19 protein-coding genes are annotated in these 23,422 nt (G+C 66.7%); 7 read left to right on the top strand and 12 right to left on the bottom strand.

Going from position 1 to position 23,422, the window contains the following annotated elements:
• The first annotated feature begins 1 nt into the window (after window position 1).
• Window positions 2-4,507 (top strand): glutamate synthase large subunit, encoded by a 4,506-nt coding sequence (gene gltB, locus VF643_RS14235; protein WP_331044045.1) that lies wholly within the window; start codon window positions 2-4, stop codon window positions 4,505-4,507.
• A gap of 29 nt (window positions 4,508-4,536) precedes the next feature.
• Here the strand turns inward: gltB and argB are convergent, their stop codons facing one another.
• Both argB and VF643_RS14225 read right to left on the bottom strand, forming a co-directional pair.
• Complete coding sequence (gene argB / locus VF643_RS14230; protein WP_331044044.1) at window positions 4,537-5,433, bottom strand: acetylglutamate kinase; 897 nt, start codon at window positions 5,431-5,433, stop codon at window positions 4,537-4,539.
• Between the two features lie 9 nt (window positions 5,434-5,442).
• The gene (locus VF643_RS14225; RefSeq protein ID WP_331044158.1) at window positions 5,443-6,120 is read right to left on the bottom strand and encodes a queuosine precursor transporter; all 678 of its coding nucleotides are present in this window, start codon (window positions 6,118-6,120) and stop codon (window positions 5,443-5,445) included.
• A 115-nt stretch (window positions 6,121-6,235) separates the two neighbouring features.
• Here VF643_RS14225 and VF643_RS14220 point away from each other — a divergent pair, with 115 nt between their 5' ends.
• Together VF643_RS14220 and VF643_RS14215 are read left to right on the top strand one after the other, a co-directional pair.
• Window positions 6,236-7,570, top strand: a complete 1,335-nt coding sequence (locus tag VF643_RS14220; RefSeq protein ID WP_331044043.1) for a NupC/NupG family nucleoside CNT transporter — start codon at window positions 6,236-6,238, stop codon at window positions 7,568-7,570.
• A 56-nt stretch (window positions 7,571-7,626) separates the two neighbouring features.
• On the top strand, window positions 7,627-8,094 hold the full coding sequence (locus VF643_RS14215; protein ID WP_331044042.1) for a PilZ domain-containing protein: 468 nt from the start codon (window positions 7,627-7,629) through the stop codon (window positions 8,092-8,094).
• A gap of 8 nt (window positions 8,095-8,102) precedes the next feature.
• On the opposite strand, the gene VF643_RS14210 is transcribed toward VF643_RS14215, so the two are convergent.
• The 7 genes from VF643_RS14210 to gluQRS form a co-directional block, all read right to left on the bottom strand.
• Complete coding sequence (locus VF643_RS14210) at window positions 8,103-8,258, bottom strand: hypothetical protein (protein ID WP_331044041.1); 156 nt, start codon at window positions 8,256-8,258, stop codon at window positions 8,103-8,105.
• Window positions 8,255-9,124 carry a 3-hydroxybutyryl-CoA dehydrogenase gene (locus VF643_RS14205; RefSeq protein ID WP_331044040.1) on the bottom strand — a complete coding sequence of 290 codons (870 nt, stop codon included), beginning with the start codon at window positions 9,122-9,124 and terminating at the stop codon, window positions 8,255-8,257. The genes VF643_RS14210 and VF643_RS14205 overlap by 4 nt, the downstream gene beginning before the upstream one ends.
• A 73-nt stretch (window positions 9,125-9,197) precedes the next feature.
• The gene (gene egtD, locus VF643_RS14200; protein WP_331044039.1) at window positions 9,198-10,190 is read right to left on the bottom strand and encodes an L-histidine N(alpha)-methyltransferase; all 993 of its coding nucleotides are present in this window, start codon (window positions 10,188-10,190) and stop codon (window positions 9,198-9,200) included.
• Window positions 10,191-10,192: 2 nt separating this feature from the next.
• Window positions 10,193-11,449 carry an ergothioneine biosynthesis protein EgtB gene (gene egtB, locus VF643_RS14195; RefSeq protein ID WP_331044038.1) on the bottom strand — a complete coding sequence of 419 codons (1,257 nt, stop codon included), beginning with the start codon at window positions 11,447-11,449 and terminating at the stop codon, window positions 10,193-10,195.
• Between the two features lie 29 nt (window positions 11,450-11,478).
• Window positions 11,479-12,045, bottom strand: coding sequence for a cob(I)yrinic acid a,c-diamide adenosyltransferase (locus VF643_RS14190; protein WP_331044037.1), 567 nt, complete (start codon window positions 12,043-12,045; stop codon window positions 11,479-11,481).
• A gap of 7 nt (window positions 12,046-12,052) precedes the next feature.
• Window positions 12,053-12,283 carry a twin transmembrane helix small protein gene (locus VF643_RS14185; protein WP_331044036.1) on the bottom strand — a complete coding sequence of 77 codons (231 nt, stop codon included), beginning with the start codon at window positions 12,281-12,283 and terminating at the stop codon, window positions 12,053-12,055.
• 9 nt (window positions 12,284-12,292) lie between these two features.
• The gene (gluQRS, locus tag VF643_RS14180) at window positions 12,293-13,156 is read right to left on the bottom strand and encodes a tRNA glutamyl-Q(34) synthetase GluQRS (protein ID WP_331044035.1); all 864 of its coding nucleotides are present in this window, start codon (window positions 13,154-13,156) and stop codon (window positions 12,293-12,295) included.
• 62 nt (window positions 13,157-13,218) lie between these two features.
• On the opposite strand from gluQRS, the gene VF643_RS14175 reads away from it, so the two are divergent.
• The 3 genes from VF643_RS14175 to ppc are packed head-to-tail and all read left to right on the top strand — an operon-like array spanning window position 13,219 to window position 16,895.
• Entirely contained in the window at window positions 13,219-13,785 is a 567-nt protein-coding gene (locus tag VF643_RS14175) for an HNH endonuclease (RefSeq protein ID WP_331044034.1), read from the top strand.
• Window positions 13,782-14,150, top strand: coding sequence for a hypothetical protein (locus tag VF643_RS14170; RefSeq protein WP_331044033.1), 369 nt, complete (start codon window positions 13,782-13,784; stop codon window positions 14,148-14,150). The genes VF643_RS14175 and VF643_RS14170 overlap by 4 nt, the downstream gene beginning before the upstream one ends.
• Window positions 14,151-14,198: 48 nt before the next feature.
• Entirely contained in the window at window positions 14,199-16,895 is a 2,697-nt protein-coding gene (ppc, locus tag VF643_RS14165; RefSeq protein ID WP_331044032.1) for a phosphoenolpyruvate carboxylase, read from the top strand.
• A 41-nt stretch (window positions 16,896-16,936) separates the two neighbouring features.
• Here ppc and VF643_RS14160 read toward each other — a convergent pair whose 3' ends face one another.
• Window positions 16,937-19,174 carry a TonB-dependent receptor plug domain-containing protein gene (locus VF643_RS14160; RefSeq protein ID WP_331044031.1) on the bottom strand — a complete coding sequence of 746 codons (2,238 nt, stop codon included), beginning with the start codon at window positions 19,172-19,174 and terminating at the stop codon, window positions 16,937-16,939.
• A 119-nt stretch (window positions 19,175-19,293) separates the two neighbouring features.
• Here VF643_RS14160 and VF643_RS14155 point away from each other — a divergent pair, with 119 nt between their 5' ends.
• The gene (locus VF643_RS14155; RefSeq protein ID WP_331044030.1) at window positions 19,294-20,325 is read left to right on the top strand and encodes a phytase; all 1,032 of its coding nucleotides are present in this window, start codon (window positions 19,294-19,296) and stop codon (window positions 20,323-20,325) included.
• On the opposite strand, the gene VF643_RS14150 is transcribed toward VF643_RS14155, so the two are convergent.
• Both VF643_RS14150 and VF643_RS14145 read right to left on the bottom strand, forming a co-directional pair.
• Window positions 20,300-21,619, bottom strand: coding sequence for an MFS transporter (locus VF643_RS14150; protein WP_331044157.1), 1,320 nt, complete (start codon window positions 21,617-21,619; stop codon window positions 20,300-20,302). The genes VF643_RS14155 and VF643_RS14150 overlap by 26 nt on opposite strands.
• The gene (locus tag VF643_RS14145) at window positions 21,619-23,412 is read right to left on the bottom strand and encodes an alpha-amylase family glycosyl hydrolase (RefSeq protein ID WP_331044029.1); all 1,794 of its coding nucleotides are present in this window, start codon (window positions 23,410-23,412) and stop codon (window positions 21,619-21,621) included. Before VF643_RS14145 ends, VF643_RS14150 begins: the two co-directional genes overlap by 1 nt.
• Window positions 23,413-23,422 lie beyond the last annotated feature (10 nt).

Raw genomic sequence — 23,422 nt, 5'->3', positions numbered from 1 at the left:
CATGACCGACCAACGCGCCCATCTCGCCGAGCACGGCATGTACCGCCCGGAATTCGAGGGCGACGCCTGCGGCGTCGGCCTCGTCGCCGCGACCGACGGCAAGCCCTCGCGCCGGGTCGTGCAATCCGCGGTCGACGCGCTGAAGGCGGTCTGGCACCGCGGCGCGGTCGATGCCGATGGCAAGACCGGCGACGGCGCCGGGCTGCACATCGACCTGCCGGTGCGCTTCTTCGACGATTGCGTTCAGGCGTCGGGGCACAAGGTGCGGCCGAACCGGCTGGCGGTGGGCATGATCTTCCTGCCGCGCACCGATCTGGGCGCGCAGGAATCGTGCCGGACGATCGTCGAATCCGCGATCATCGAGGCGGGCTATACCATCTACGGCTGGCGGCAGGTGCCGGTCGACGTGTCGGTCATCGGCCTGAAGGCGCAGGCGACGCGCCCCGAGATCGAGCAGATCATGATCGCCGGCCCCCTGCCCGAAGAAGCCGACGCCGCGGAGTTCGAGAAGAACCTCTATCTCGTCCGCCGCCGGATCGAAAAGCGCGTGATCGCCGCGCAGATCCAGGGCTTCTACATCTGCTCGCTCAGCTGCCGGTCGATCATCTACAAGGGGCTGTTCCTCGCCGAATCGCTGTCGGTCTTCTATCCCGATCTCGTCGACCAGCGCTTCGAATCGCGCGTCGCGATCTTCCACCAGCGATATTCCACCAACACCTTCCCGCAATGGTGGCTGGCGCAGCCGTTCCGCTGCCTCGCCCACAACGGCGAGATCAACACGATCCGCGGCAACAAGAACTGGATGCTCAGCCACGAGATCCGCATGGCCGCGCATGCGTTCGGCGACGATTGCGAGGATATCAAGCCGGTGATCCCGGCGGGCGCATCGGACACCGCGGCGCTGGATGCGGTGTTCGAGGCGATCTGCCGATCAGGGAGAGACGCGCCGACCGCCAAGCTGATGCTGGTGCCCGAGGCCGCTAGCCCCGACATGCCCGCCAGCCATTCGGCGATGTACCAATATCTCGCCAGCGTCATGGAACCGTGGGACGGCCCCGCCGCGCTGGCGATGACCGATGGCCGCTGGGCGGTGGCGGGAATGGACCGCAACGCGCTGCGCCCGCTGCGCTACACGCTGACCTCCGACAAATTGCTGATCGTCGGTTCCGAAAGCGGCATGGTGATCGTGCCCGAATCGACAATCGTCGCCAAGGGACGGCTGGGACCGGGGCAGATGATCGCGGTCGATCTCCAGGACGGCGTGCTGCTCGACGATCGCGCCGCCAAGGACCGAATCGCGGGCGAATACGACTATGCCGCGATGATCGGCGAATTCCTGACGCTCGACGATCTGCCCCCCGCCAGCGAGGATGCGACGATCCGCTATCCCCGCGCCGAACTCGCGCGCCGGCAGGTCGCGGCCGGGCAGACGATCGAGGACATGGAGCTGATCCTGTCGCCGATGGTCGAAGGGGGCAAGGAAGCGATCGGATCGATGGGCGACGATACGCCGCTCGCGGTCATTTCCGACAAGCCGCGGCTCATCAGCCAGTTCTTCCGCCAGAACTTTTCGCAGGTTACGAACCCGCCGATCGACTCCTTGCGCGAACGCTACGTGATGTCGCTCAAAACCCGGTTCGGCAATCTCGCCAACATCCTCGACACCGAGGACCGGCGCACCCGCGTGCTCGTGCTGGAATCGCCGGTGCTGACCGGGGCGCACTGGACCCGGCTGAAAGCGCATTTCGGCAGCGCGGCGGCCGAGATCGACTGCACGTTCGAAGCGGGCGGCGGCCCGGAGCGGCTGCGCGCCGCGATCCAGCGCATCCGCAACCAGGCAGAACAGGCAGTGCGCGAGGGCAAGAGCGAGCTGTTCCTGACCGACGAAGCCACGTCGGAGGATCGCGTCGCGATCGCCGGCGTGCTCGCGGTGGCGGCGGTCCACACTCATCTGGTGCGGAAAGGGTTGCGTTCGTTCGCCAGCATCAACGTGCGTACCGCCGAATGCCTGGACACCCATTATTACGCGGTGCTGATCGGCGTCGGCGCGACGACCGTTAACGCCTATCTCGCCGAAGCCTCGATCGTCGACCGCCACGCACGCGGGCTGTTCGGTACGCTGACCCTCGACGAATGCCTCCGGCGCCACCGCGTGGCGATCGACGAGGGGCTGCTCAAGATCATGTCGAAGATGGGGATCGCGGTGATCTCCAGCTATCGCGGCGGCTATAATTTCGAGGCGGTGGGCTTGAGCCGGGCGCTGGTCAACGACCTGTTCCCCGGCATGCCCGCCAAGATTTCCGGCGAAGGCTATGCCTCGCTTCATCTCAACGCGGCGCTACGCCACGAACAGGCGTATGACGGGGCGGTCGCGACGCTGCCGATCGGCGGCTTCTATCGCCAGCGCCATACCGGCGAGACGCACGCTTATTCGGCGCAACTGATGCACCTGCTGCAGACGGCGGTGGCGACCGATAGCTACTCCAGCTACCTGCAATTCAGCCGCGGCGTCAGCGACATGCCGCCGGTGTATCTGCGCGACCTTCTCCAGTTCAACTTTCCCGCCGAAGGTGTCGCGGTCGAGCAGGTCGAGGCGATCACCGAAATCCGCAAGCGCTTCGTGACGCCGGGCATGTCGCTCGGCGCGCTAAGCCCCGAAGCGCACGAGACGCTGGCGATCGCGATGAACCGGATCGGCGCGAAGGCGGTGTCGGGCGAAGGCGGCGAGGACACGAAACGCTTCACGCCCTACGCCAACGGCGACAACGCCAATTCCTCGATCAAGCAGATCGCGTCGGGGCGCTTCGGCGTGACCGCGGAATATCTGAACGCCTGCGAGGAGATCGAGATCAAGGTGGCGCAGGGCGCCAAGCCCGGCGAGGGCGGGCAGCTGCCCGGCTTCAAGGTCACCGAATATATCGCCAAGCTGCGCCACGCGACGCCCGGCGTAACCCTCATCTCGCCGCCGCCGCATCACGACATCTATTCGATCGAGGATCTGGCGCAGCTGATCTACGACCTGAAACAGATCAATCCGCGCGCGCGGGTGTGCGTCAAACTGGTCAGTTCGGCCGGGATCGGCACTGTCGCGGCGGGCGTGGCGAAGGCGCATGCCGACGTCATCCTGGTGTCGGGCCACGTCGGCGGCACCGCGGCGTCGCCACAGACCAGCATCAAATACGCCGGAACGCCGTGGGAAATGGGGCTGAGCGAGGTCAACCAGACGCTGACCCTGAACGGCCTGCGCGGCCGCATCCGGCTGCGCGCCGACGGCGGGCTGAAGACGGGGCGCGATATCGTCATCGCCGCGATCCTGGGCGCCGAGGAATTCGGCATCGGCACGCTCAGCCTCGTCGCGATGGGCTGCATCATGGTCCGCCAATGCCATAGCAACACCTGCCCCGTCGGCGTCTGCGTCCAGGACGAGCGGCTGCGCGCCAAATTCACCGGCACGCCCGAAAAGGTCATCAACCTGATGACCTTCATCGCCGAGGAAGTCCGCGACATCCTGGCGCGGCTTGGGGTCAAGAGCCTCGACGAGGTGATCGGCCGCACCGAATTCCTGCGCCAGGTCAGCCGTGGTGCCGAACATCTCGACGATCTCGATCTCAACCCGATCCTCGCCAAGGTCGATGCGACCGACGCCGAACGCCGCTTTTCGCTGAGCACCTTCCGCAACGATGTGCCCGACAGCCTGGACGCGCAGATCCTCAAGGATGCCGCCGCCGTCTTCTCGCGCGGCGAGAAGATGCAGCTGACCTATTCGGTGCGCAACACCCACCGCGCCGTCGGCACCCGCCTGTCCAGCGAGATCACGCGCACCTTCGGCATGTCGAAGCTCAACGATGGCCATGTCACCATCCGGCTGCGCGGCTCCGCGGGGCAGTCGCTGGGCGCTTTCCTGTGCAAGGGCATCCGTCTGGAAGTGTTCGGCGATTCCAACGATTACGTCGGCAAGGGATTATCCGGCGGTGTCATCGTCGTACGCCCGGCGGTCTCCTCCCCACTAGCGTCTCAGGACAACACCATCGTCGGCAACACCGTCCTCTACGGCGCGACCTCCGGCAAATTGTTCGCGGCCGGCCAGGCGGGCGAGCGGTTCGCGGTGCGCAACTCCGGCGCGACCGTCGTTGTCGAAGGCTGCGGCGCCAACGGCTGCGAATATATGACTGGCGGCACCGCCGTGGTGCTGGGCGCGGTCGGCGCGAACTTCGGTGCGGGGATGACCGGCGGCATGGCGTTCGTCTATGATCCGACCCGAACGTTCGACGCGCGCGCGAATCCCGAGACGATCGTCTGGCAACGCCTGACGGCGCGGCATTGGGAGAACCAGCTCTACCTGCTGGTCAGCGAACACGCCCGCGCGACCGACAGCCGCTGGTCAAAGGGGCTGCTGGACGATTGGGACCGCATCGTCGGCGACATGTGGCAGGTGGTACCCAAGGAAATGTTGAACCGGCTGGCGCATCCGCTCGACGACGCGGAGGTGCTGGTCGCAGCGGAATGATGTCCCCTCCTCTAAGGAAGGGGGATAGGTTATCGGCGAACCAGCGTCCCCGCCCCGCGCTGCGTGAAGATTTCCAGTAGCAGCCCATGGGGAACGCGGCCGTCCAGGATAACCGCGGCATCCACCCCGGCCTGGACCGCGGCGACGCACGTCTCCAGCTTCGGAATCATCCCGCCGCTGATAGTTCCGTCTGCGCGCAGTTCGGCGATCCGCGCCGGATCCAGATCGGTCAGCAGTTCGCCCGATTTGTCGAGCACGCCCCGCACGTCGGTCAGCAGAAAAAAGCGCGCCGCCCCCAGTCGCCCGGCAATCGCACCTGCCATCGTGTCGGCGTTGATGTTATAGGTGTGGCCGTCCGCCCCCATTGCGATCGGCGCGATGACCGGGATCACGCCGTCGGCCGACAGCGTTTCGAGAATACGCGGATCGACGGCCACGGGCTCACCGACAAAACCCAGATCGACGTGCCGTTCGATGCCTTGCAGCTTGTCGGGTTCCGACCGCTGCACCTTGGCCGCGGTGACCAGCCCGGCGTCCTTGCCAGACAATCCTACCGCACGTCCCCCCGCCTGCCCAATCCAGGCGACGATTTCCTTGTTGATCGATCCCGCCAGCACCATTTCGGCGATGTGTGCGGTTTCGGCGTCGGTAACCCGCAGACCATCCACGAAGCGCGATTCCACCCCGAGCCGTTTCAGCATGGCGCCGATCTGCGGGCCGCCACCGTGGACGACGACCGGATTGATCCCCACCGCCTTCAGCAGCACCACGTCCTCGGCGAAGTCGCGCTGCAATTCGGGGCTGCCCATCGCGTGGCCGCCGTATTTCACGACGAAGGTCTTGCCGGCATAGCGTTGCAGATACGGCAACGCCTCGGTCAGCGTCTCCGCCTTGGCGAGCAGGGCTGCGTCGGGTCCATCGGTCATGGCAGCCGGTTACTTTCGCGCGGGGTCCGCGTCCAGCCATCGTCCAAGCGCGACGAAGGCATAGATGAGCGGCGGGACCAGCACCGCCGAAAGTATCGTCTTGGCCAGCAACTGCCCGGCGAGCAGTTGCCCGATCGGAAAGACCCCCCAGAATGCGATCGTGACGAAGAGCAGGGTATCGACGATCTGGCTCAGCACGCCTGCTATCCCTGAGCGAAGCCAGAGCATCGGCTTGCCCTCACGTCCCTTCAACCAGGAGAAAATGGTGACGTTGAGCGTCTGCGATATTCCGTAAGCGACGATACCGCCGAACCAGATGCGCGGGGTACCGTCCTCCAGCCACCGGCCGGGCTTGCCGCCCATCATCAGTTCGAACGCGGCGATCCGGTCTGGCGCCATGCTGGGCGACGCGGGCACCGCGAGAACGATCAGGGTCAGCCCCAGGGACATGACGAGCGGTACGAAGCCGAATATCACCAAGCGGTTGGCGACGGTTCGGCCGTACAGTTCGGCAATCGCGCTGGACGTTACGACAAGCAGCAGAAAGGCAAAGATGCCCGCCTCGATTGCAAGCGGGCCGAGCGCGACCTGCTTGTTGCCCAGCACCCCGGCGATGCAGACCATGCCGCCGTAGAAAACCGAAAAGGCGAACAGCGCGCGCGGGATCGCGGGGGAGGTCGTATCCATCGCGCGGACGCTACCGCGAAATGCCGCCACGTCAAATCACTAGCCGATGCGTGATCGCGGTGTATGGTGCGGCGCCGCACCGACGGGGGGCTGCGGACGCTTGAGCGGGATGCGCATGACCAGACTTCTCATCGGCCTTGCCGGTATTCTCGTGATCCTCGGAATCGCGTTTGCGCTCTCCACCGACCGCCGCGCCATTCGGCTGCGGGTCGTCGGCGCCGCCTTCGCGCTCCAAACGGCGATCGCGGTGCTGGTGCTGTATTCCAGCGTCGGCAAGGCGGTGCTCGGCACGATGTCGCAGGGCGTCGCCAACCTGCTGGGCTATTCGCAGAAGGGCACCGAATTTCTCTTCGGCAAGATGGCCTCCCCCGAGATCGGCGGAGCCAGCTTCGCCATCGCGGCGCTGCCGGTCATCATCTTCTTCGCCAGCCTGGTGTCGATCCTCTATTATCTGGGCATCATGCAGATGATCGTCCGCTGGGTCGGCGGCGGGATCGAGAAGGTGATCGGCGTGTCGAAGGTCGAATCGCTGTGTGCCGCGGCCAACGTGTTCGTCGGGCAGAGCGAATCGCCGCTCGTGATCCGTCCCTATCTGGCGGGGCTGACCCCGGCGCAATTGTTCACCGTCATGGTCAGCGGCATGGCGGGCGTGGCCGGCACGATCCTGGCCGCTTATGCCTCGATGGGCATCCGCATCGACTATCTGCTCGCCGCCAGCTTCATGGCCGCGCCCGGCGGCATCCTGATGGCCAAGATCATCATGCCCGACCGGGTGACGCCGCCCGAAGGCGAGCTGCCGCTGGGCGATGCGCCGGATGAGGACCGCGCCATCGCCATCGCTGAATCCCGGATCAGCGGCCGCGGTCCCGCCGCACTGCTGCCCGAAGGCGCACCCGGCGAACCGATGCCCGAGGCGAGCCACGACGAGGAGAAGCCCGCCAATCTCATCATGGCCGCGGCACAGGGTGCGCAGACCGGTGTGCGTCTCGCGGTGGCGGTCGGCGCGATGGTGCTGGCGTTCGTCGCCCTGGTCGCGCTCGCCAACGGCCTGCTCGGCGGGATCGGCGGGTGGTTCGGCTACCCTGCCCTCTCGTTCCAGCAGATGCTCGGCTATGTCTTCCAACCCGTCATGCTGCTGCTCAACGTGCCGTGGAACGAGGCGGGGATCGCCGGCGGGCTGTTCGGCGAGAAGATCGTGCTCAACGAATTCGTCGCCTATATCGACCTCGGCAAACAGGCCGGCGCCCTCAGTCCCCGCACCGTCGCGGTGGTGACGTTCGCACTGTGCGGGTTCGCCAATTTCTCGTCGATCGCAATTCAGATGGCGGTGACCGGCAGCCTGGCGCCGAACCAGCGGCCGATGATTGCCAAGCTCGGCGTACGCGCGCTGATCGCCGGGAGCCTCGCTAATCTGATGAGCGCCGCCCTCGCCGGGCTGCTGATCGGTTAACGCTTTTACCCGCGGTTAAGCCCTTGTGCCTATCCTCTTGACGAAGGGGTGTGGCGATGGCCGTGAATGCACGATTGTACCGGGATTTGCGCGGGTCGCCGCGGTACAGCGTCGTCATGGATTCGACGTTGCGCGACGAATCGCTGCGGCCCTTCGACGTGGTGGTCGAGGATCTGTCGGCCACCGGCGTCCGCGTGCCCGCCGTCGCCGATCTCGACACCGGCGCGCTGATTACGCTCGGCATCCGCGGGATCGGCATGTGCAACGCCCGTGTCGCGCGCGTAGACGATCATGGCTACGGCTGCGAATTCCTATTTCCGCTCAGCGACGACGAACTGGCCGAAGCGCTGGCAACCGTCCCCGCACCGCCGCTCCCGCTCCCGTTGGCGACCCCGCTGCTGCCGCAAACGGTGGCGACGAGGGCACAATACTCTCTCGGCGATAACAAGCGCGTGGGCGTCGGCCTGGCGCTCGCAGCGGCGGCGGTCACCGCATCCTATTGGGCGTTGCACCTGCCATCTTGAGGGCGCGGTCACTCGTCGGTGCGCAGCTTGACCTTGTTGGGCAAGTCCTTGCCCTTGGTCCGTCGGGACGGCAGCTGGACCGGGTTCTTCTTCTTCCATTCCCTGAACGTCATCGGGCCTTCGGGCGTTTCGATGATCGTGTCGTCCAGACTGCCCGTCGTCATCGCGTCGGCTCCGGCGTCTCGCCCGAATAATCGTAGAAGCCGCGGCCCGTCTTGCGGCCATACCAGCCGGCTTCGACATATTTGACCAAAATTGGCGCCGGGCGGAACTTGGGATCGCCGGTCCCTTCGAACAGCACGCGCGTAATCTGCAGGCAAGTGTCGAGCCCGATGAAATCGGCAAGCGTCAACGGCCCCATCGGATGGTTCAGCCCCAATTGGCACGCCAGGTCGATGTCGCGGATCGTCGCCACACCCTCGCCCAGCGCAAAGCATGCCTCGTTGAGCATCGGCATCAGCACGCGGTTGACGATGAACCCCGGCGCGTCGTTGGCGTGGACCACCTGCTTGCCGAGCGCGGTCGCGAACGCCTCGATACGCGCGACCGTGGCGTCCGACGTGGCGAGCCCGCGGATCACCTCGATCAATCCCATCACCGGCACCGGATTGAAGAAATGGACGCCTACGAACCGCGCGGGATCGGGCGATGCCTGGGCCAGGCGGGTTATTGGGATGGACGAGGTGTTCGACGCCAGCACCGCATCGTCGCCCAGCACGCGCCCGACCTGCTCGAAAATCGCGCGCTTGATATCCTCACGCTCGGTCGCGGCTTCGATCACGATTTCGGCTTCGGCCATCCCCGACGTATGGCCGACCGTCTCGATCCGCGCGATCGCGGCATCGCGGTCTGCTGCCGCGATCTTTTCCTTGGTAACCAGCCGGTCGAGCGCCTTGGCGATGCCCGCCTTGCCCGCTTCTGCCCGTTCGAGCCCGACATCGGCGAGCAGCACCTGGTAACCCGCCTGCGCCGCGACCTGCGCGATTCCGGCGCCCATCTGCCCCGCCCCGATCACACCTACGATGCTCATGCGCACTTCATCCTTCGTTATCCCTGCCGCATAGCCGGCTGCGGTACAGCCCGCCACCGCTCCCCGCTGTCTTTCAAGGTGCGGCACGAACGGCCTGGGCCTCCGCCAGATAGATCGCGAATAGGCCTTCGGGGTCGGTCCAATCGGCCACCGGCGTCCATCCACCGCCGCGCAGCAGGATGCGCGCATCGCGGGCACCATATTTATGGCTGTTTTCGGTGTGGATCGTCTCGCCCGCCGCCATGGCGAACCGGTACCCGTCAATGGCGAAGTCTACCGCGCGTTTCGCTTTCAGATGCATCTCTACACGCGCGCGGTCGTCGTTCCACATCGCCTTGTGGCCGAAGGCATCGACGGGAATCGTGCCGTCCAACTCGCGGTTGATCCGCTCCAGCAGGTTGAGGTTGAACGCCGCGGTGACACCTGCGGCATCGTCATAGGCGTGCTCCAGCACCGCGACGTCCTTGATCCGGTCCATGCCGATGACCAGCATGGCGCCCTCGCCCAGCGACGCGCGCATCGCGCGCAGCAGGTCGATCGCCATTGCAGGCGTCATGTTGCCGATCGTCGAGCCGGGAAAGAAGCCGAGTTTCTCCCGCTCCGCGATCCGCGGCGGCAAGGTGATCGGCCGCATGAAATCGGCCTCCAGCGGGATCACCTCCAGCCCGGGATGCGCCGCCGCAAGCACCCGCGATGATTCGCGCAGGAACTCGCCAGAAATGTCGATCGGCACATAGGCGCACGGGCGGACGGCGCCGAGCAGGATCGGCGTCTTGGTCGATGATCCCGATCCGAATTCGATCACCGCGCGCCCCGCGCCTGCCAGCCGAGCGATGTCCGCGCTGGCTTCACGCAGGATCGCAGTCTCGGTCCGAGTCGGATAATATTCCGGCAGATCGGTGATCGCCTCGAACAGCTCCGAACCACGGCGGTCGTAGAACCAGCGCGCGGGAATCGCGCGCGGACGCCGCGTCAGCCCGGCGATCACGTCCGCGCGGAAAGCAGGATCGGCGCCGGACAGACGGGCATGACTGGCCGGCCCATCCTCGATCTCGGGCTTGAGCAACGCTAAAGATCCTTCGCGAGGCGGACGCCGGTGAACTGCCAGCGCTGCTGGGGGTAGAAGAAGTTGCGGTAGCTCGCCCGTGCATGGCCGCGCGGCGTGGCGCACGATCCGCCGCGCAGCACGAACTGGCCGCTCATGAACTTGCCGTTATATTCGCCGACCGCGCCGTCCGCCGCGCGAAAGCCGGGATAGGGCCGATAGGCGCTGCCGGTCCATTCCCAGACGTCGCCGAAGAAGCCCGCGCCCGTTTCGGCGGGCCGCGGCTCGACCGCTGCGGCGGCGTCCATCTGGTTGCCGCCTGCGGGATCGTGCGCGGCAGCCGCAGTCTCCCACTCGAACTCGGTCGGCAGCCGGGCACCCGCCCAGGTCGCATAGGCATCGGCCTCGTAGAAGCTGACATGCGTCACCGGCGCCGCGGGGTCGATCGCGCGCCGACCGTCGAGCCCGATCCGCGTCCACGCAGCCTCGCCCTGCTCCCAATAGAGCGGCGCCGCGATGCCGTTCGCCTTCACCCAAGCCCAGCCGTCGGCCAACCACCAGCGCGGCTCCCGATACCCGCCGTCGGCGATGAACGTCGCCCATTCGCCGTTGGTGATCGTGCGATCGGCGATGGCATGCGGGCTGAGCAGCGCAGCGTGCCGCGGGCCTTCGCAATCGAACGCAAAGCCACCGCCGTCATGGCCGATCTCGACCAGCCCGCCGCCATGCTCGGTCCACGCGATCGGCCCAGGCATTGCCACCGGCACCTTGCGCAGCGGTGGGTAGAGTGCTGGCTCCAGCGGATTTTCCGAGAAGAGGTGGAGTATGTCGGTGACCAGCAATTCCTGGTGCTGTTCCTCGTGATGACAGCCCAGCGTCACCAGATCGAGCGCCGCTGTGCCCAGGTCGGGCAAGGCCGCCGCCATCGCTGCATCGACATGCGCGCGATACGCCCGCACCTCGTCCAAGGTCGGCCGGGTTACCATGCCGCGACGGTCGCGCGCATGGCGACGGCCCTCGGCTTCGTAATAGCTGTTGAAGAGGAACGGCCAGCGTTCGTCGTGGAGCCGATAGTCCGGCACCTGATCGCGCAGCACGAAGGTCTCGAAAAACCACGTCGTATGCGCCAAATGCCATTTCGCGGGCGATGAGTCGGGCATCGATTGGACGGAAGCGTCGGCATCCGACAGCGGCTCGGCCAGCGCCATCGAGAGTGCGCGGACCCCGGCATAGCGGCGTTCGAGAGGAGCAGCACCGGGCCACACCGCGAGCTTGGTCATCCGGCTTTTCCCTCATCGGCTGACGCCGGCTAATCGCCGCGCGTCGCGCCCGGTCGCCATAGAACGTCGCCCGCATCGCCTTGGTTCACCGCACGTGCGGCGACGAAGAGAAAATCGGACAGGCGGTTGAGATAGGCGAGCGCTGCCGGGTTGATTCCTGCACCGGCCGCCACTGCCGCACGCTCCGCCCGCCGCACGGTCGCGCGTGCCAGATGCAGCGCCGCCGCCCCAGCGCTGCCGCCCGGCAGGATGAAGCTGGTGAGCGGCGGCAGATGATCGTTCATCCCGTCGATCTCACGCTCCAGCCGCGCCACCTGCGCGGGCACGATGCGCAGCACCATCTCGGACGGCGCGAAGTCGCTCCCAGGCGTGGCAAGATCGGCGCCGAGATCGAACATGTCGTTCTGGATACGCGTCAGTGCCGCCGCGACCGGCCCGTCGAGCGCCGCCGCCGCGATGCCGATCGCGCTGTTCGCCTCATCGACGTCGCCGATCGCGATCAGCCGCGCATCGTCCTTGGCGACGCGAGAACCATCGACCAGCCCCGTCGTGCCGTCGTCGCCCGTGCGGGTGTAGATGCGGTTGAGCTTGACCAATCCGCGCTCAGGTCCGTCCGGCGGCGAACAGGATCACGACCACGATCAGCACCGCGATCGCCTGAAAGAAGATGCGTTGCTGCATCATGCGGTTCGACTTGAGCGATGCGGCCGACGGGCCGTTTCCGCCCCTCACTTGCGCATGGCTGTCCTGCAGGAAAGCGATGACGCCGCGCACGAGCGCCACCACGGTCGCGATCATCGCGGCCACGAGGAGGATGACGAGGAAGGTTTGCATGAACCCCATCTAGGAGCGAAGCCCGCGATTTCCAATGCCCGCGCGCAAGCGATCTGCGAGCGCACGGCCATCGTCTCCCCGCTCGCGCATCGCTGCCAGCGTCGGCGCACCGTGGCGCTTGGCCAGCCGTTCGCCGTCGGCGCCGGTGAGCAGCGGATGGTGGTGATAGCGCGGTGTCGGCAGGCAGAGCAGCGCCTGAAGCAGGCGGTGGACATGCGTTGCAGCGAACAGATCGACGCCGCGGACGACGTCAGTCACGTCCTGGCTCGCATCGTCGATCGTGACCGCGAGATGATAGCTGGCGGCGACATCCTTGCGCGCGATCACCACGTCTCCCTGGGCAAAAGCATCGCACGCGACCTGGCCCGCGGTAGCATCATGCCAGACGAGTGGCCCACTTGGCGCCGCCGCCATGTCGAGGCGCCAGCAATGCGGCTCGCCCATGCGCCCGCTGGCATCCGACCCGCGGCAGGTGCCGGGATACACCGGCTCCGATCCATGGGGCGCCGCCACGCTGGCCGCGGCGATGTCCGCACGGGTGCAAAAGCATGGATAGACCAGCCGCCGCGCCTTCAATCGTTCGACCGCGTCGGCATAAAGCGCCATACGCTCCGACTGGAATATCACCGGCCCGTCCCACGACAGGCCGAGCCACGCCAGATCGGCGAGGATCGTCTCGACATGCTCGGGCCGGCTGCGCGTGGTATCTATGTCCTCGATCCGCAGCAGGAACCGCCCACCGCGAGCACGCGCAAAATCGTAGGCGCGGATGGCGGACCAGGCATGGCCCAGATGCAGCCGCCCCGTCGGTGAAGGCGCGAAGCGCGTGACGATCGCCTGGCGCACGGGGGTTGACCCCATATCGCCGGTCATGCTGTCATGCCCGTGTCACGCCCCCGCGGCATCGCGGGCGGCGAACAGCCACGGGAGGGCGCGTGTTTCACCCCGACCTGATCCGCCACCCGGACGGTTGCCCCGCACTCGTCCTCAATGCCGATTACACGCCGCTGTCTTATTACCCGCTGTCGGTCTGGCCGTGGCAGACCGCGGTGAAGGCGGTGTTCCTCGACCGCGTCGATATCGTCGCGCATTACGAGCGCGAGGTGCGCAGCGCGAACCTGCGGCTGAAACTGCCCTCCGTGATCGCGCTCAAGCAATTCGTGAAGCCTTCGCAATTCCCCGCCTTCACCCGGTTCAACCTGTTCCTGCGCGATCGCTTCGCCTGCCAATATTGCGGATCGCCGCGCGACCTGACCTTCGACCATGTCGTGCCCCGCGCGCAAGGCGGCCGGACGACCTGGGAGAATGTCGTCACCGCCTGCGCGCCGTGCAACCTGAAAAAGGGCGGCCGTACCCCCCGCCAGGCCCATATGCCGCTGCACGTCGAGCCGATCCGGCCGACCAGCTGGCACCTGCAGGAACATGGCCGCAGCTTCCCGCCGCACTATCTCCACGACACATGGCGCGACTGGCTCTATTGGGACATCGAACTGGAGGCATGATGCGGGTTGCGATTTCGATGCTGGCGATAGTGACCGGGGCCTGTTCGGACAAAGTCGAGGAAGCGGCCAAGGCGGATGCACGCGCCGCCGGCTTCGTGCCGCCCTCGATCGTCTCGCGACTGGATTACGGCAGTGCGCAGCAACGCCGCTTCGTCAACCTCGATCGCGACGGCAACGGCATCATCACCGGCACCGAGATGCCGCGGCGCAATTCCCGGCTGGCAAGGCTGGATCGCAACGGCGACGGCGAGGTCACGTCGAGCGAATTCGGCGAAGGCACGTTGGCACGCTTCGATGCGATGGACCTCAATCGCGACGGCACGCTGACGTCGGACGAGCGCGTGGCGGCGAACGGCCGGCTTTGAGGCGCGCACCCGGTTGACCGCTGCCCTGCCGCGATGCAGCATCGCCGCATGGCCAGCGCTCCCCCCACTCTGCCCCCAATCGCCAACAATGCCGACGTGCGCTTCCTCGGCGCGATGCTCGGCGACGTCATCCGCGCCTATGGCGGCGACCGGTTGTTCGAGGCGACCGAGGCGATCCGCAAAGCGTCGGTCGAGCGACACCGTGACGGCGGCGACGGCGATGGTGTCGACCTCGGCCTCGACCGGCTCGGACTCGACGAGACGCTCGATTTCGTTCGCGGCTTCATGCTTTTCTCGATGCTCGCCAACCTCGCCGAGGATCGTCAGGGCTTCGCGGTGGAGCAAGGCGCCGACCTGACCTCCGCGCTCGGAACGCTGGCGGAGGCGGGCGTCGATCGCGACGCGGTCATGCGCCTGCTGGATCACGCGCTGATCGCCCCCGTGCTCACCGCCCACCCCACCGAGGTGCGGCGCAAGAGCATGATCGACCACCGCAATCGCATCGCGCAGCTGATGGCGCTCAAGGACGCGGGGCGCGACACCACGCCAGACGGCGATGCGGTGGACGAGGCGATCCTGCGCCAGATCGCCTTGCTCTGGCAGACCCGCGTGCTGCGCCGCGAGCGGCTGTACGTGACCGACGAGGTTGAGACCTCGCTCAGCTATCTGCGCGACGTCTTCCTCCCCGCGCTCCCCGCGCTCTACCAGCGCTGGGACCGGGCGCTGGGCGCGCGCGTGCCCAGCTTCCTGCGGCCGGGCAGCTGGATCGGCGGCGACCGCGACGGCAACCCCTATGTCACCGCCGATTCGCTGAAGGTCGCGCTGGCCAAGGCATCCGAAGCGGTGCTCGGCCATTATCGCGATCAAATCCATGCGCTCGGCGCCGAACTGTCGATTTCCGCCGGGCATGCGGTGGTCGATCCGGCGGTCGCCCGTCTCGCCGAGGCGAGCGGCGACACTGCCGCCAGCCGCAGCGACGAGCCGTACCGCCGCGCGCTCTCGGGCATCTACGCGCGCCTCGCTGCGACCCACCAGGCGCTGACCGGCAAGCCTGCCCCGCGCCCCGGCGCGCTCGCCGGCGAAGCCTATCCAGATCCGCGATCCTTCCGCCGCGACCTCGTCGCCATCGCCCATGCGCTGGAGATCGCGGGCGGTCTCGATTCTGGGGGGCCGCTCGCGGGCAGCGGCGCGCTCGGCCGCCTGATCCGGGCGTGCGAGACCTTCGGCTTCCATCTCGCCACGCTCGACCTGCGCCAGAACAGCGCGGTCCACGAACGCGTCGTCGCCGAACTGCTCAAGGTCGCGGGGGTCGCGGAGGATTATGCCGCGCTCGACGAGGACGCCCGCGTCGCGCTGCTGCGCTGCGAACTGGCCAATGCCCGCCCGCTCGCCAGCCGCTTCACCGATTATTCGCAAGAGACCGCGTCCGAACTCGCGATCGTCCAGGCCGCGGCCGACGCGCATGCCGCTTATGGCCCGCAGTGTATCGTCAATTACATCGTCTCGATGGGCAAATCGGTCAGCGACCTGCTCGAAATCCATCTGCTGCTGAAAGAAGTCGGCCTCTACCGGCCGGGTCGGTCCCCCACCTGCCCGATCATGGCGGTCCCGCTGTTCGAGACGATCGAGGATCTGGAGGCCGGCCCCGCGATCATGCAGGCCTATTTCGCGCTCCCCGAAATCGCCGCGATCATCGGCGCGCGCGGTCATCAGGAGGTGATGATCGGCTATTCCGACAGCAACAAGGACGGCGGCTATCTCACCAGCACCTGGTCGCTGTCGAAGGCCTCGACGGCATTGAAGCCGGTGTTCGACGCGGCGGGGATCGGCATGCAGCTGTTCCACGGCCGCGGCGGTGCGGTCGGGCGTGGCGGCGGTTCGGCCTTCGCCGCGATCCGTGCGCAGCCCAGCGGCACCGTCCAGGGCCGCATCCGCATCACCGAACAGGGGGAGGTGATCGCGGGCAAATACGGCACCCGCGACAGCGCCATCGCCAATCTGGAGGCGATGGCGTCCGCGACATTGCTCGCCAGCCTGCAACCCGAGCGTCTCTCGCAGGCCGAGAACAGCAGGTTTTCGGCCGCGATGGACGATATTTCGGCCACCGCCTTCAAGGCTTACCGCGACCTCGTTTACGGAACGGACGGTTTTCGCACCTTCTTCCGCCAGATGACACCGATCGCCGAAATAGCGGGCTTGAAGATCGGAAGCCGCCCCGCAAGCCGCACCAAATCGGACGCGATCGAAGACCTGCGCGCCATTCCCTGGGTGTTCAGCTGGGCGCAGGCGCGGGTGATGCTGCCGGGCTGGTACGGCGTCGGCCACGCGCTGCAAGCGTTCGAGGACAAGGCGCTGCTGGCCGAGATGGCGCAGGGATGGCCGCTGTTCGCCGCCACGCTCGCCAATATGGAAATGGTCTTGGCGAAATCGGACATGGGGATCGCCGCGCGCTATGCCGAACTGGTCGAGGACAACGCTCTGCGCGGCATATTCGGCACCATCCGCGACGGCTGGCACCGCACCCACGAGGGCCTGCTCCAGGCCACCGGCCAATCGCGGCTGCTGGAGAAACATCCCGCGCTCGACGCCTCCATCCGCCTGCGCCTGCCGTATATCGAGCCGCTGAACCTCCTCCAGATCGAACTGATGAAGCGTCACCGCGCGGGAGAGGACGACCCCCGCATCGGCGAGGGCATCCTGCTGTCGATCAACGCCGTCGCGACCGCATTGCGGAACAGCGGCTGAGTCAGTTCCGGGCATGCCGGCGCACGAGGGGGAACAGCCGCTTAGAAGGCCGCGCGCAGAGTGACCTGGAACAGCCTGCCCGAACGCTCGCGTTCCAGTTCGAACTCATCCAGATCGCCGGCCGCACGGTTGGCGAGGATCTCGGCGAAGCTGCCGCCGTCATATTTGCGGAATGTCTCGCGCTTGGTCCGGTTCAGGAGGTTGGACGCGGTCGCGCGCAGCACGAAGTTGCGGCCGATCCGCTTCTCGACGAACGCCTCAAGATCGGGCGTGTAGGTCAGTTCCACCGTCTCGTCGAAATTGCTCTCCAACGCCTTCGACCGCCCCGAAACCGTTGCGCCGAAGCTGGCGTTCAGCGGTCGCACGGTCTGGATCATGCCGACATTATAGACATGGTGCGGCTGGTTGTTGAACCGACGCTTCTGCGCGGTGAAGGGATCGCGCGTGCGGCTGTCCAGATAGGTGTAGTTCGCGAACAGTCCGGTGTCGGGCAGGCCGATGAAGCCCAGCGGGGTGGAAAGATCGAATTCCACGCCCCACGCCTGTCCCTTGCCGATGTTGCGCGGCGTGAAGCGCTGCCCGCCTGCTTCCGCTTCGCCGATCGCGGTCAGTTCGCTCAGGTCGGTGATGTCGCGGTAGAACAGGTTCACACCCGCAATGCCGTTGCCGCTCAGGCGCCGTTCGTAACCGGCATCGACGCCCCATGCGCGCTCGTTGCGCAGCGCGGGATTACCGACCGTCTCGTCGTCGTCGCCAGGCGTTTCCTCCTGAAGATACGGCGAGATCAGATCGTAATTCGGCCGCCGCACCGTCCGCGCCACCGATGCACGGAATTGGTCGGTGGTGGTCGGCGAGAATTTGAGGTGCAGCGAGGGATTGAGCGACTCCGTATCGTAGGTCGCAGACGCATCCACGGTCGTCGTGCGGCGGCGCGTGATCTCGTAGCGCAGGCCCGCGTCGATGGTCACCGTCTCGGACGGCGTCGCGGTCACCCGGAAATACGGATCGTAGCGGCGCTCACGAATACGGAAGTTCGCCCCGGGTAGAGCTTCGCTGTCCTCGTCCTCCACGTCGGTAACGATGTTGGCGCCGTCGCGGGTCTTGTCGAGCAGGTCGATGCCCACCTTGAGCTGGAGTGCCGCGACGCTGCGCGAGAGATAGAGGGTGCCGCTGAACTCGTCGTCCTTGATATCCAGCGTCTCGCGCTCGACCTCGCTCACGTTGCTGCGATCATCATCGTCGTCGCCCTCCGACACGCTGATGTCGGTATCTTCGCGAAAGCCGGACCAGCCCGCCGCCAGGCCAAGTTTCATGCCCCCCAGCGGCACGACCGCGTCGCTGGTCAGCACATAGGTGCGCTGCTTGATGTCCTCATGCTGCACCTCGACGCCGTCGAAATCCAGGTCGGACCCCTCGAACGTCGTTGAGGTCTCGTCCTCGTCGCGGTCGGTGTCGACGACGAACCCGCCGAAGCGCACGTAACCGCCGTCGCCGAACCGCTGCGTGACCTCGGCATTGGCGGACAGATCGCTGCCGTCGCGGGTATCGCTCTGGCGTTCGGTGTTATCGAAGTCGGGATCGCCCGTTGTACGCGCCGCAGGCTCGGCACCGAAGCGCAAGGAGACCTTCTGCTTGGGATTGCGCCGTTCCTGATAATTGACCGCGGTCCAGAAGCTGGTGTCACCGATCGTGTCGGCATAGGCCAGGGCGGCGGACGGCCGGATGCCGCCATCCTCGTTGATAAGCGATCCGACCTTCACGAACCCGCCATCGAACGCGTTCGATTCCTTGGTGATGACGTTCAGCGTGCCGGCAACGCCCTCGCTCGGCTGGTCGGCGCGCGGCGCGCGGACGATCTCGATCCGCTCGACAAGTTCGGCGGGGATGCGATCGACGAAGAAGCTGCGATCGCTCTCGCCGCCCGGCGCGCGCCTGCCGTTGATGAGCACCTGGGTAAAACCCGGCGGAAGGCCACGCATCTGGGCGCCGTCATATTCGAGCACGTCCGAGGTGAAGGTGACCCCGGGCACGCGCTTGAGCATCTCGCCGACCGACACCGGCTCGAAGCGCTGAAAATACTCCAGATCGTAGGACAGCACCGGGTTCACGTCGTCGGTGCGGTTGCGAAACTGGATCTGCCCCGTAACGATGATGTCGCGCGCATCGACCGACTCGGCGGGGGGGGCCGGAACCTTCTGTTCGGCTTGCGCGAACGCGGGCGTCGCGATCATCATGGGAAGCGCCGCCGCGCCAAGCCGCAGCCGGTGGATGATCTTCATAATGTTCCCTGTCATGCTCGTGTCGCAATCGGCTGCGAGTCCCCGGGGCTCGTTGGGGGAAAGACATGACAATGCGCCTACGGAATGTTTTCAGTGTTGTGACACCAGCAGCCTTTGCCATGCTCGTGGGGGGCTGCACGACGACGCGGCCGGTGGACTGGGCGACCATTGCCGCGCGCAACCCTGCTCCCGTCGTCACCGCGGTCGGCGAGACCGCAGCCGTTGCGACCGCCAATGCCGATGCGGCAGACGATCCCGCGATCTGGCGGGACCATCGTGATCCCGCGCGCAGCCTGATCGTCGGCACGGACAAGCGCGCCGGGCTGAACGTGTACGCGCTGGACGGTACGCAGCGCGACTTCGTGGATGCTGGCCGCGTCAACAACGTCGATCTGATCGAGACCACGATAGCGGGTCGCCGCCAGGTGCTGGTCGCCGCGTCGGACCGCAACGATGCCGCCGCCGCCCGTATCGCGCTGTTCGCGCTGGATACCGCCGCGGCCAAGCTGACGCCGCTGGGCAGCGTCGCAGGGGGCGCGGGTGAGGCTTACGGCCTGTGCCTGGGGCCGAACCGCACCGGCGGCGTCGACGCGTTCCTGGTGCTGAAGGACGGCACCATCGCGCAGGTCGCACTCGATCTGAGCACCGCGCAACCGACCGGACGGATCGTCCGCACGATGAAGCTGGCCACCCAGTCGGAAGGCTGCGTCGTCGATCCGCGAACCGCACGGCTCTACGTCGCGGAGGAGGATGTCGGCATCTGGCGGTTCGATGCCGCCGCCACTGGATCGGCGGTGCCGGTCAAGGTCGCCGGCATCGACGGCCGCACGCTGGTCGCCGATGTCGAGGGCGTCGCGCTCGCTCCCATCGGGGCATCGGGCGGCTGGCTGGTCGTCTCCAGCCAGGGTGACAACGCCTATGCGCTGTTCGATCTTGCTACCGAAAAGTTCTCGGGGCGTTTCCGCGTCGGCGCGGGCACGTTGGGCGCGACGAGCGAGACCGATGGCATCGCCGTCGCGCTCGGCGATTTCGGCGCGTCCTATCCCGGCGGGTTGTTCGTCGCTCAGGACGGCGACAATCTTCCCAAGGCTCAGAATTTCAAGCTCGTTTCCTGGGCGTCGATCGTCAGCGCGCTGGCGCTTCAGCCCTGACGCGCACCGTCGCCGCGGCGCCCAGCACCATCAGTGCGCCACCCAGATAGAGGATGTTGCGCGGTTCGCCATCGAGCAGCGAATGGTAAAAAAGCGGGACGGTCAGGCTCTCGATAATCATCGGGATCACGATGAACATGTTGAATATGCCCATATAGACACCGTTGCGCTCGGGCGGGATCATGTCGATCAGCATGATGTAGGGATTGCCCATCATGCTGGCCCAGCCGACGCCGATGCCGAGCATCGCGACGAACAGCCCGGCCTCCGAGCGGATGCCGGGAATCGCGAGCATCGCCGCGCCCGATGCCAGCAGGCACGCGGCATGCGCGTGCTTTGCGCCCCAGCGGCGGGCGAGCGGCACCAGCGCGAGCGCCGCGACGAACGCCACCGCATTGTAGAAGGCGCCGAGCTGCCCTGCGGTGAGCACCGTATCGCGGAAGGCGATGCTGGTCTTGTCCGCGGTGCCATGGAGCGACCGGACGAGGGCGAAGGTGATGAACTGCCAATATGCGAACATCGCATACCATTGGCACAGCATCGCGAGCGCCAGCTGGCGCATCGGTTTCGGCATTTCGACGAGGGCGACGCGCAGATCGCGCAGCGCGCCGCCGAAGGTCAGCGGTTCGGCCGCAAGATGCGCCTTCTCGGCTTCGGTCAACGGCAGTTCGGGCACTCGGACGACCGACCACACGATCGTCGAGAGCGACAATACCGCGCCGATCAGGAAGGCAAGGCGTGTAATGTCCGGGATACCGTTCGCGTCCGTCATGTCCTTGTCAAAACCGAACCACACCAGCAGCGAGGGCGACAGATAGGCCAGCGTCTGCGCCAAGCCGGTGAAGGCCGATTGGGTCAGGAACCCCGCGGCGCGTTGTTCGGGGGGCAACCGATCGCCGACATAGGCGCGATACGGTTCCATCGTCACGTTGTTGGCCGCGTCGAGCACCCACAACAGGCTGGCCGCGATCCACAGCGTCGGGCTGTACGGCATTGCCAGCAGACACAGGCTGCACAACACCGCGCCGACCAGGAAGTAGGGCGTTCGCCGCCCGATCCGGGTCGAGGTACGATCGCTCATCGCACCGATCAGCGGCTGGACCAGCAGGCCGGTGACCGGCCCGGCGAGCCAGAGGAGCGGCAGGCTAGCCTCGTCGGCGCCGAGATAACCATAGATAGGCGCCATATTGGCCTGTTGCAGCCCGAAGGAAAATTGCAGCCCCAGGAACCCCAGGTTCATCTCGATCAGGCGGAGCAGCGAAAGGCGCGGCTTGGTCACTCGTGAATTTCCCATCATGCCACCGGCCCCGCCCATAAGATGCTCCAGGGTTCGACTGGGGCATCGCGCATGATGAGAGCATCGGCGAGGCGATCGCGCCAGCCCTCGGTCGCATCGACGGCGACCGGCTTCCCGGAGAAGTTCAGGAACACCCGGTCGGTGCCGCAAGCGATCCCGAGCACCTCGGGAGCGCCGGTCGCAAAGGCCGCCGGAGCGCCGACGCCGCCGCTTGCGACCCGTGCCGAACGCAGCCGCGCGAGATCGCGCGTGATCCGCGTCGCAGCTGCGTCGTCCAGCCGGTCCCAGTCCATCCGGCCGCGGTGCAGCCAGCGGCCCTCGTGCCACCGCTCGGGATCGGCAAGATAGCCGTGATCGTTGAGCATGCCGATCTCATCGCCCATGTACGTCGTGGCGAGCCCGCCGCTCGCGATCGTCAGCGCGTTGAGCAGCGCAATTCGGCGAAACGCCATATCCCGCGCCGCATCGTCGTGGGCGGATTCCAGCCCGGCGAGCGACGCCATCGTGCCGTTGGTGCCGTGGAGGGCCGATCCGTCGGACTGGAACGGCTCGCCGCGCGCCCAGCTGCCGTCCTGGCCGTCGATGAACCGCGCGGCGGCGGTAAGCCGCCCGACCGGATCGGCGTCGATCCCGGCCAGATCGGCCAGCACATTGCCCCAGCCGATGTCGTCATGGCAGCGCGCATAGCTGAGCCAGTTCGCACCCCGGGGCAATCCCCCGCTCGCCCGCAGGATGGCATCGGGCAAAGCAGCCGACTGCTCGGCCAGACCGACCCAACCCGCGACCATCAGCGAGTTGTTATAGACCAGGTGGCATTCGGCTTCGAACCCGTCGCCGTCGTCTGCGCCAAAATAGGGCGGCACGAGCGCGGTCGGCACGATCGCCTCCGCCTTGAGCAAGGTCGCCGGTGCGGCGATGTCGAGCGCGGCGCGCAGCGCGCGCACGATGAAATGGGCTTGGGGCAGGTTGCGGCAATTCGTACCCGGCATTTTCCAGAGGAAGGCAGTGGAATCGAGGCGGAAGGCTTCGAACCCGTGGTTGGCGAGCCGCAGCATCGTGTCGATCATCGCCAGCATGACCTCCGGGTTCGCCCAATTCAAATCCCATTGAAACGGGTAGAAAGTCGTCCAGACCCAGCCGCCCATCGCGGGCATATGGGTGAAATTGCCGGGCGCCGTCGTCGGGAACACCTGCGCCAGATCGGCCTCGCTGGCTTGCGCCTCCGCCTCGCCCAGAACGTGATAGAAGGCGCGGTAATGCGGGTCGCCCGCCCGCGCCGCGACGGCCCACGCATGATCGTCGGCGGTGTGATTGAGCGCGAGATCCACGCACAGGCTGATCCGGCCCGCGCGCAACCGTTCGGCCAGGCGCTCCACGTCCGCCATCGTGCCCAGCCGCGGTTCGACCGCCAGATAGTCCGCGACCGCAAAGCCGCCGTCGCTGTCGCCCTGCCGCGCCTTCAAAAGGGCGAGCAGATGGAGGTAGCGGACGCCGAGCGATTCGAGATGATCGACCCGCCCTGTAAGCCCCGCCAACGTCCCCGCGAACCGATCCACATAGGTGGAATAGCCGACCATGTCGGGGGCGACGAACCAGTCGGGATCGGCGAGCCGCGCTTCGTCCAGCGCGACCAGCGCCGCCGGCCGCTCGCCCGCGCGGGCGCGCAGAATATCCGCTACGCGCGCCCACAGGCGGTCGAGTCCCTCGTCGCCATAGAGCCGGCCCAGCTGGCGCTTTAGCCGTGGGCCGAGCTTCGCGATCCGCTGGTCGCTTGAGGGAACCGACGCCACCTGCCGCTCC

It is taken from the genome of Sphingomonas sp., assembly GCF_036387595.1.
Lineage (GTDB): Bacteria > Pseudomonadota > Alphaproteobacteria > Sphingomonadales > Sphingomonadaceae > Sphingomonas.
Note: the sequence above shows the minus strand (reverse complement) of the source record. Positions and strands in the feature narration are given on the sequence as shown.

Coding starts and splice junctions, on each gene's coding strand:
- VF643_RS14220 (WP_331044043.1), top strand. CDS start 6,236: ATGACCAGACTTCTCATCGGCCTTGCCGGTATTCTCGTGATCCTCGGA.
- VF643_RS14185 (WP_331044036.1), bottom strand. CDS start 12,283: ATGCAAACCTTCCTCGTCATCCTCCTCGTGGCCGCGATGATCGCGACC.
- VF643_RS14205 (WP_331044040.1), bottom strand. CDS start 9,124: ATGAGCATCGTAGGTGTGATCGGGGCGGGGCAGATGGGCGCCGGAATC.
- VF643_RS14215 (WP_331044042.1), top strand. CDS start 7,627: ATGGCCGTGAATGCACGATTGTACCGGGATTTGCGCGGGTCGCCGCGG.
- gltB (WP_331044045.1), top strand. CDS start 2: ATGACCGACCAACGCGCCCATCTCGCCGAGCACGGCATGTACCGCCCG.
- VF643_RS14225 (WP_331044158.1), bottom strand. CDS start 6,120: ATGGATACGACCTCCCCCGCGATCCCGCGCGCGCTGTTCGCCTTTTCG.
- VF643_RS14210 (WP_331044041.1), bottom strand. CDS start 8,258: ATGACGACGGGCAGTCTGGACGACACGATCATCGAAACGCCCGAAGGC.
- egtB (WP_331044038.1), bottom strand. CDS start 11,449: ATGACCAAGCTCGCGGTGTGGCCCGGTGCTGCTCCTCTCGAACGCCGC.
- VF643_RS14160 (WP_331044031.1), bottom strand. CDS start 19,174: ATGAAGATCATCCACCGGCTGCGGCTTGGCGCGGCGGCGCTTCCCATG.
- argB (WP_331044044.1), bottom strand. CDS start 5,433: ATGACCGATGGACCCGACGCAGCCCTGCTCGCCAAGGCGGAGACGCTG.
- ppc (WP_331044032.1), top strand. CDS start 14,199: ATGGCCAGCGCTCCCCCCACTCTGCCCCCAATCGCCAACAATGCCGAC.
- VF643_RS14170 (WP_331044033.1), top strand. CDS start 13,782: ATGATGCGGGTTGCGATTTCGATGCTGGCGATAGTGACCGGGGCCTGT.
- gluQRS (WP_331044035.1), bottom strand. CDS start 13,156: ATGACCGGCGATATGGGGTCAACCCCCGTGCGCCAGGCGATCGTCACG.
- VF643_RS14150 (WP_331044157.1), bottom strand. CDS start 21,619: ATGGGAAATTCACGAGTGACCAAGCCGCGCCTTTCGCTGCTCCGCCTG.
- VF643_RS14155 (WP_331044030.1), top strand. CDS start 19,294: ATGCTCGTGGGGGGCTGCACGACGACGCGGCCGGTGGACTGGGCGACC.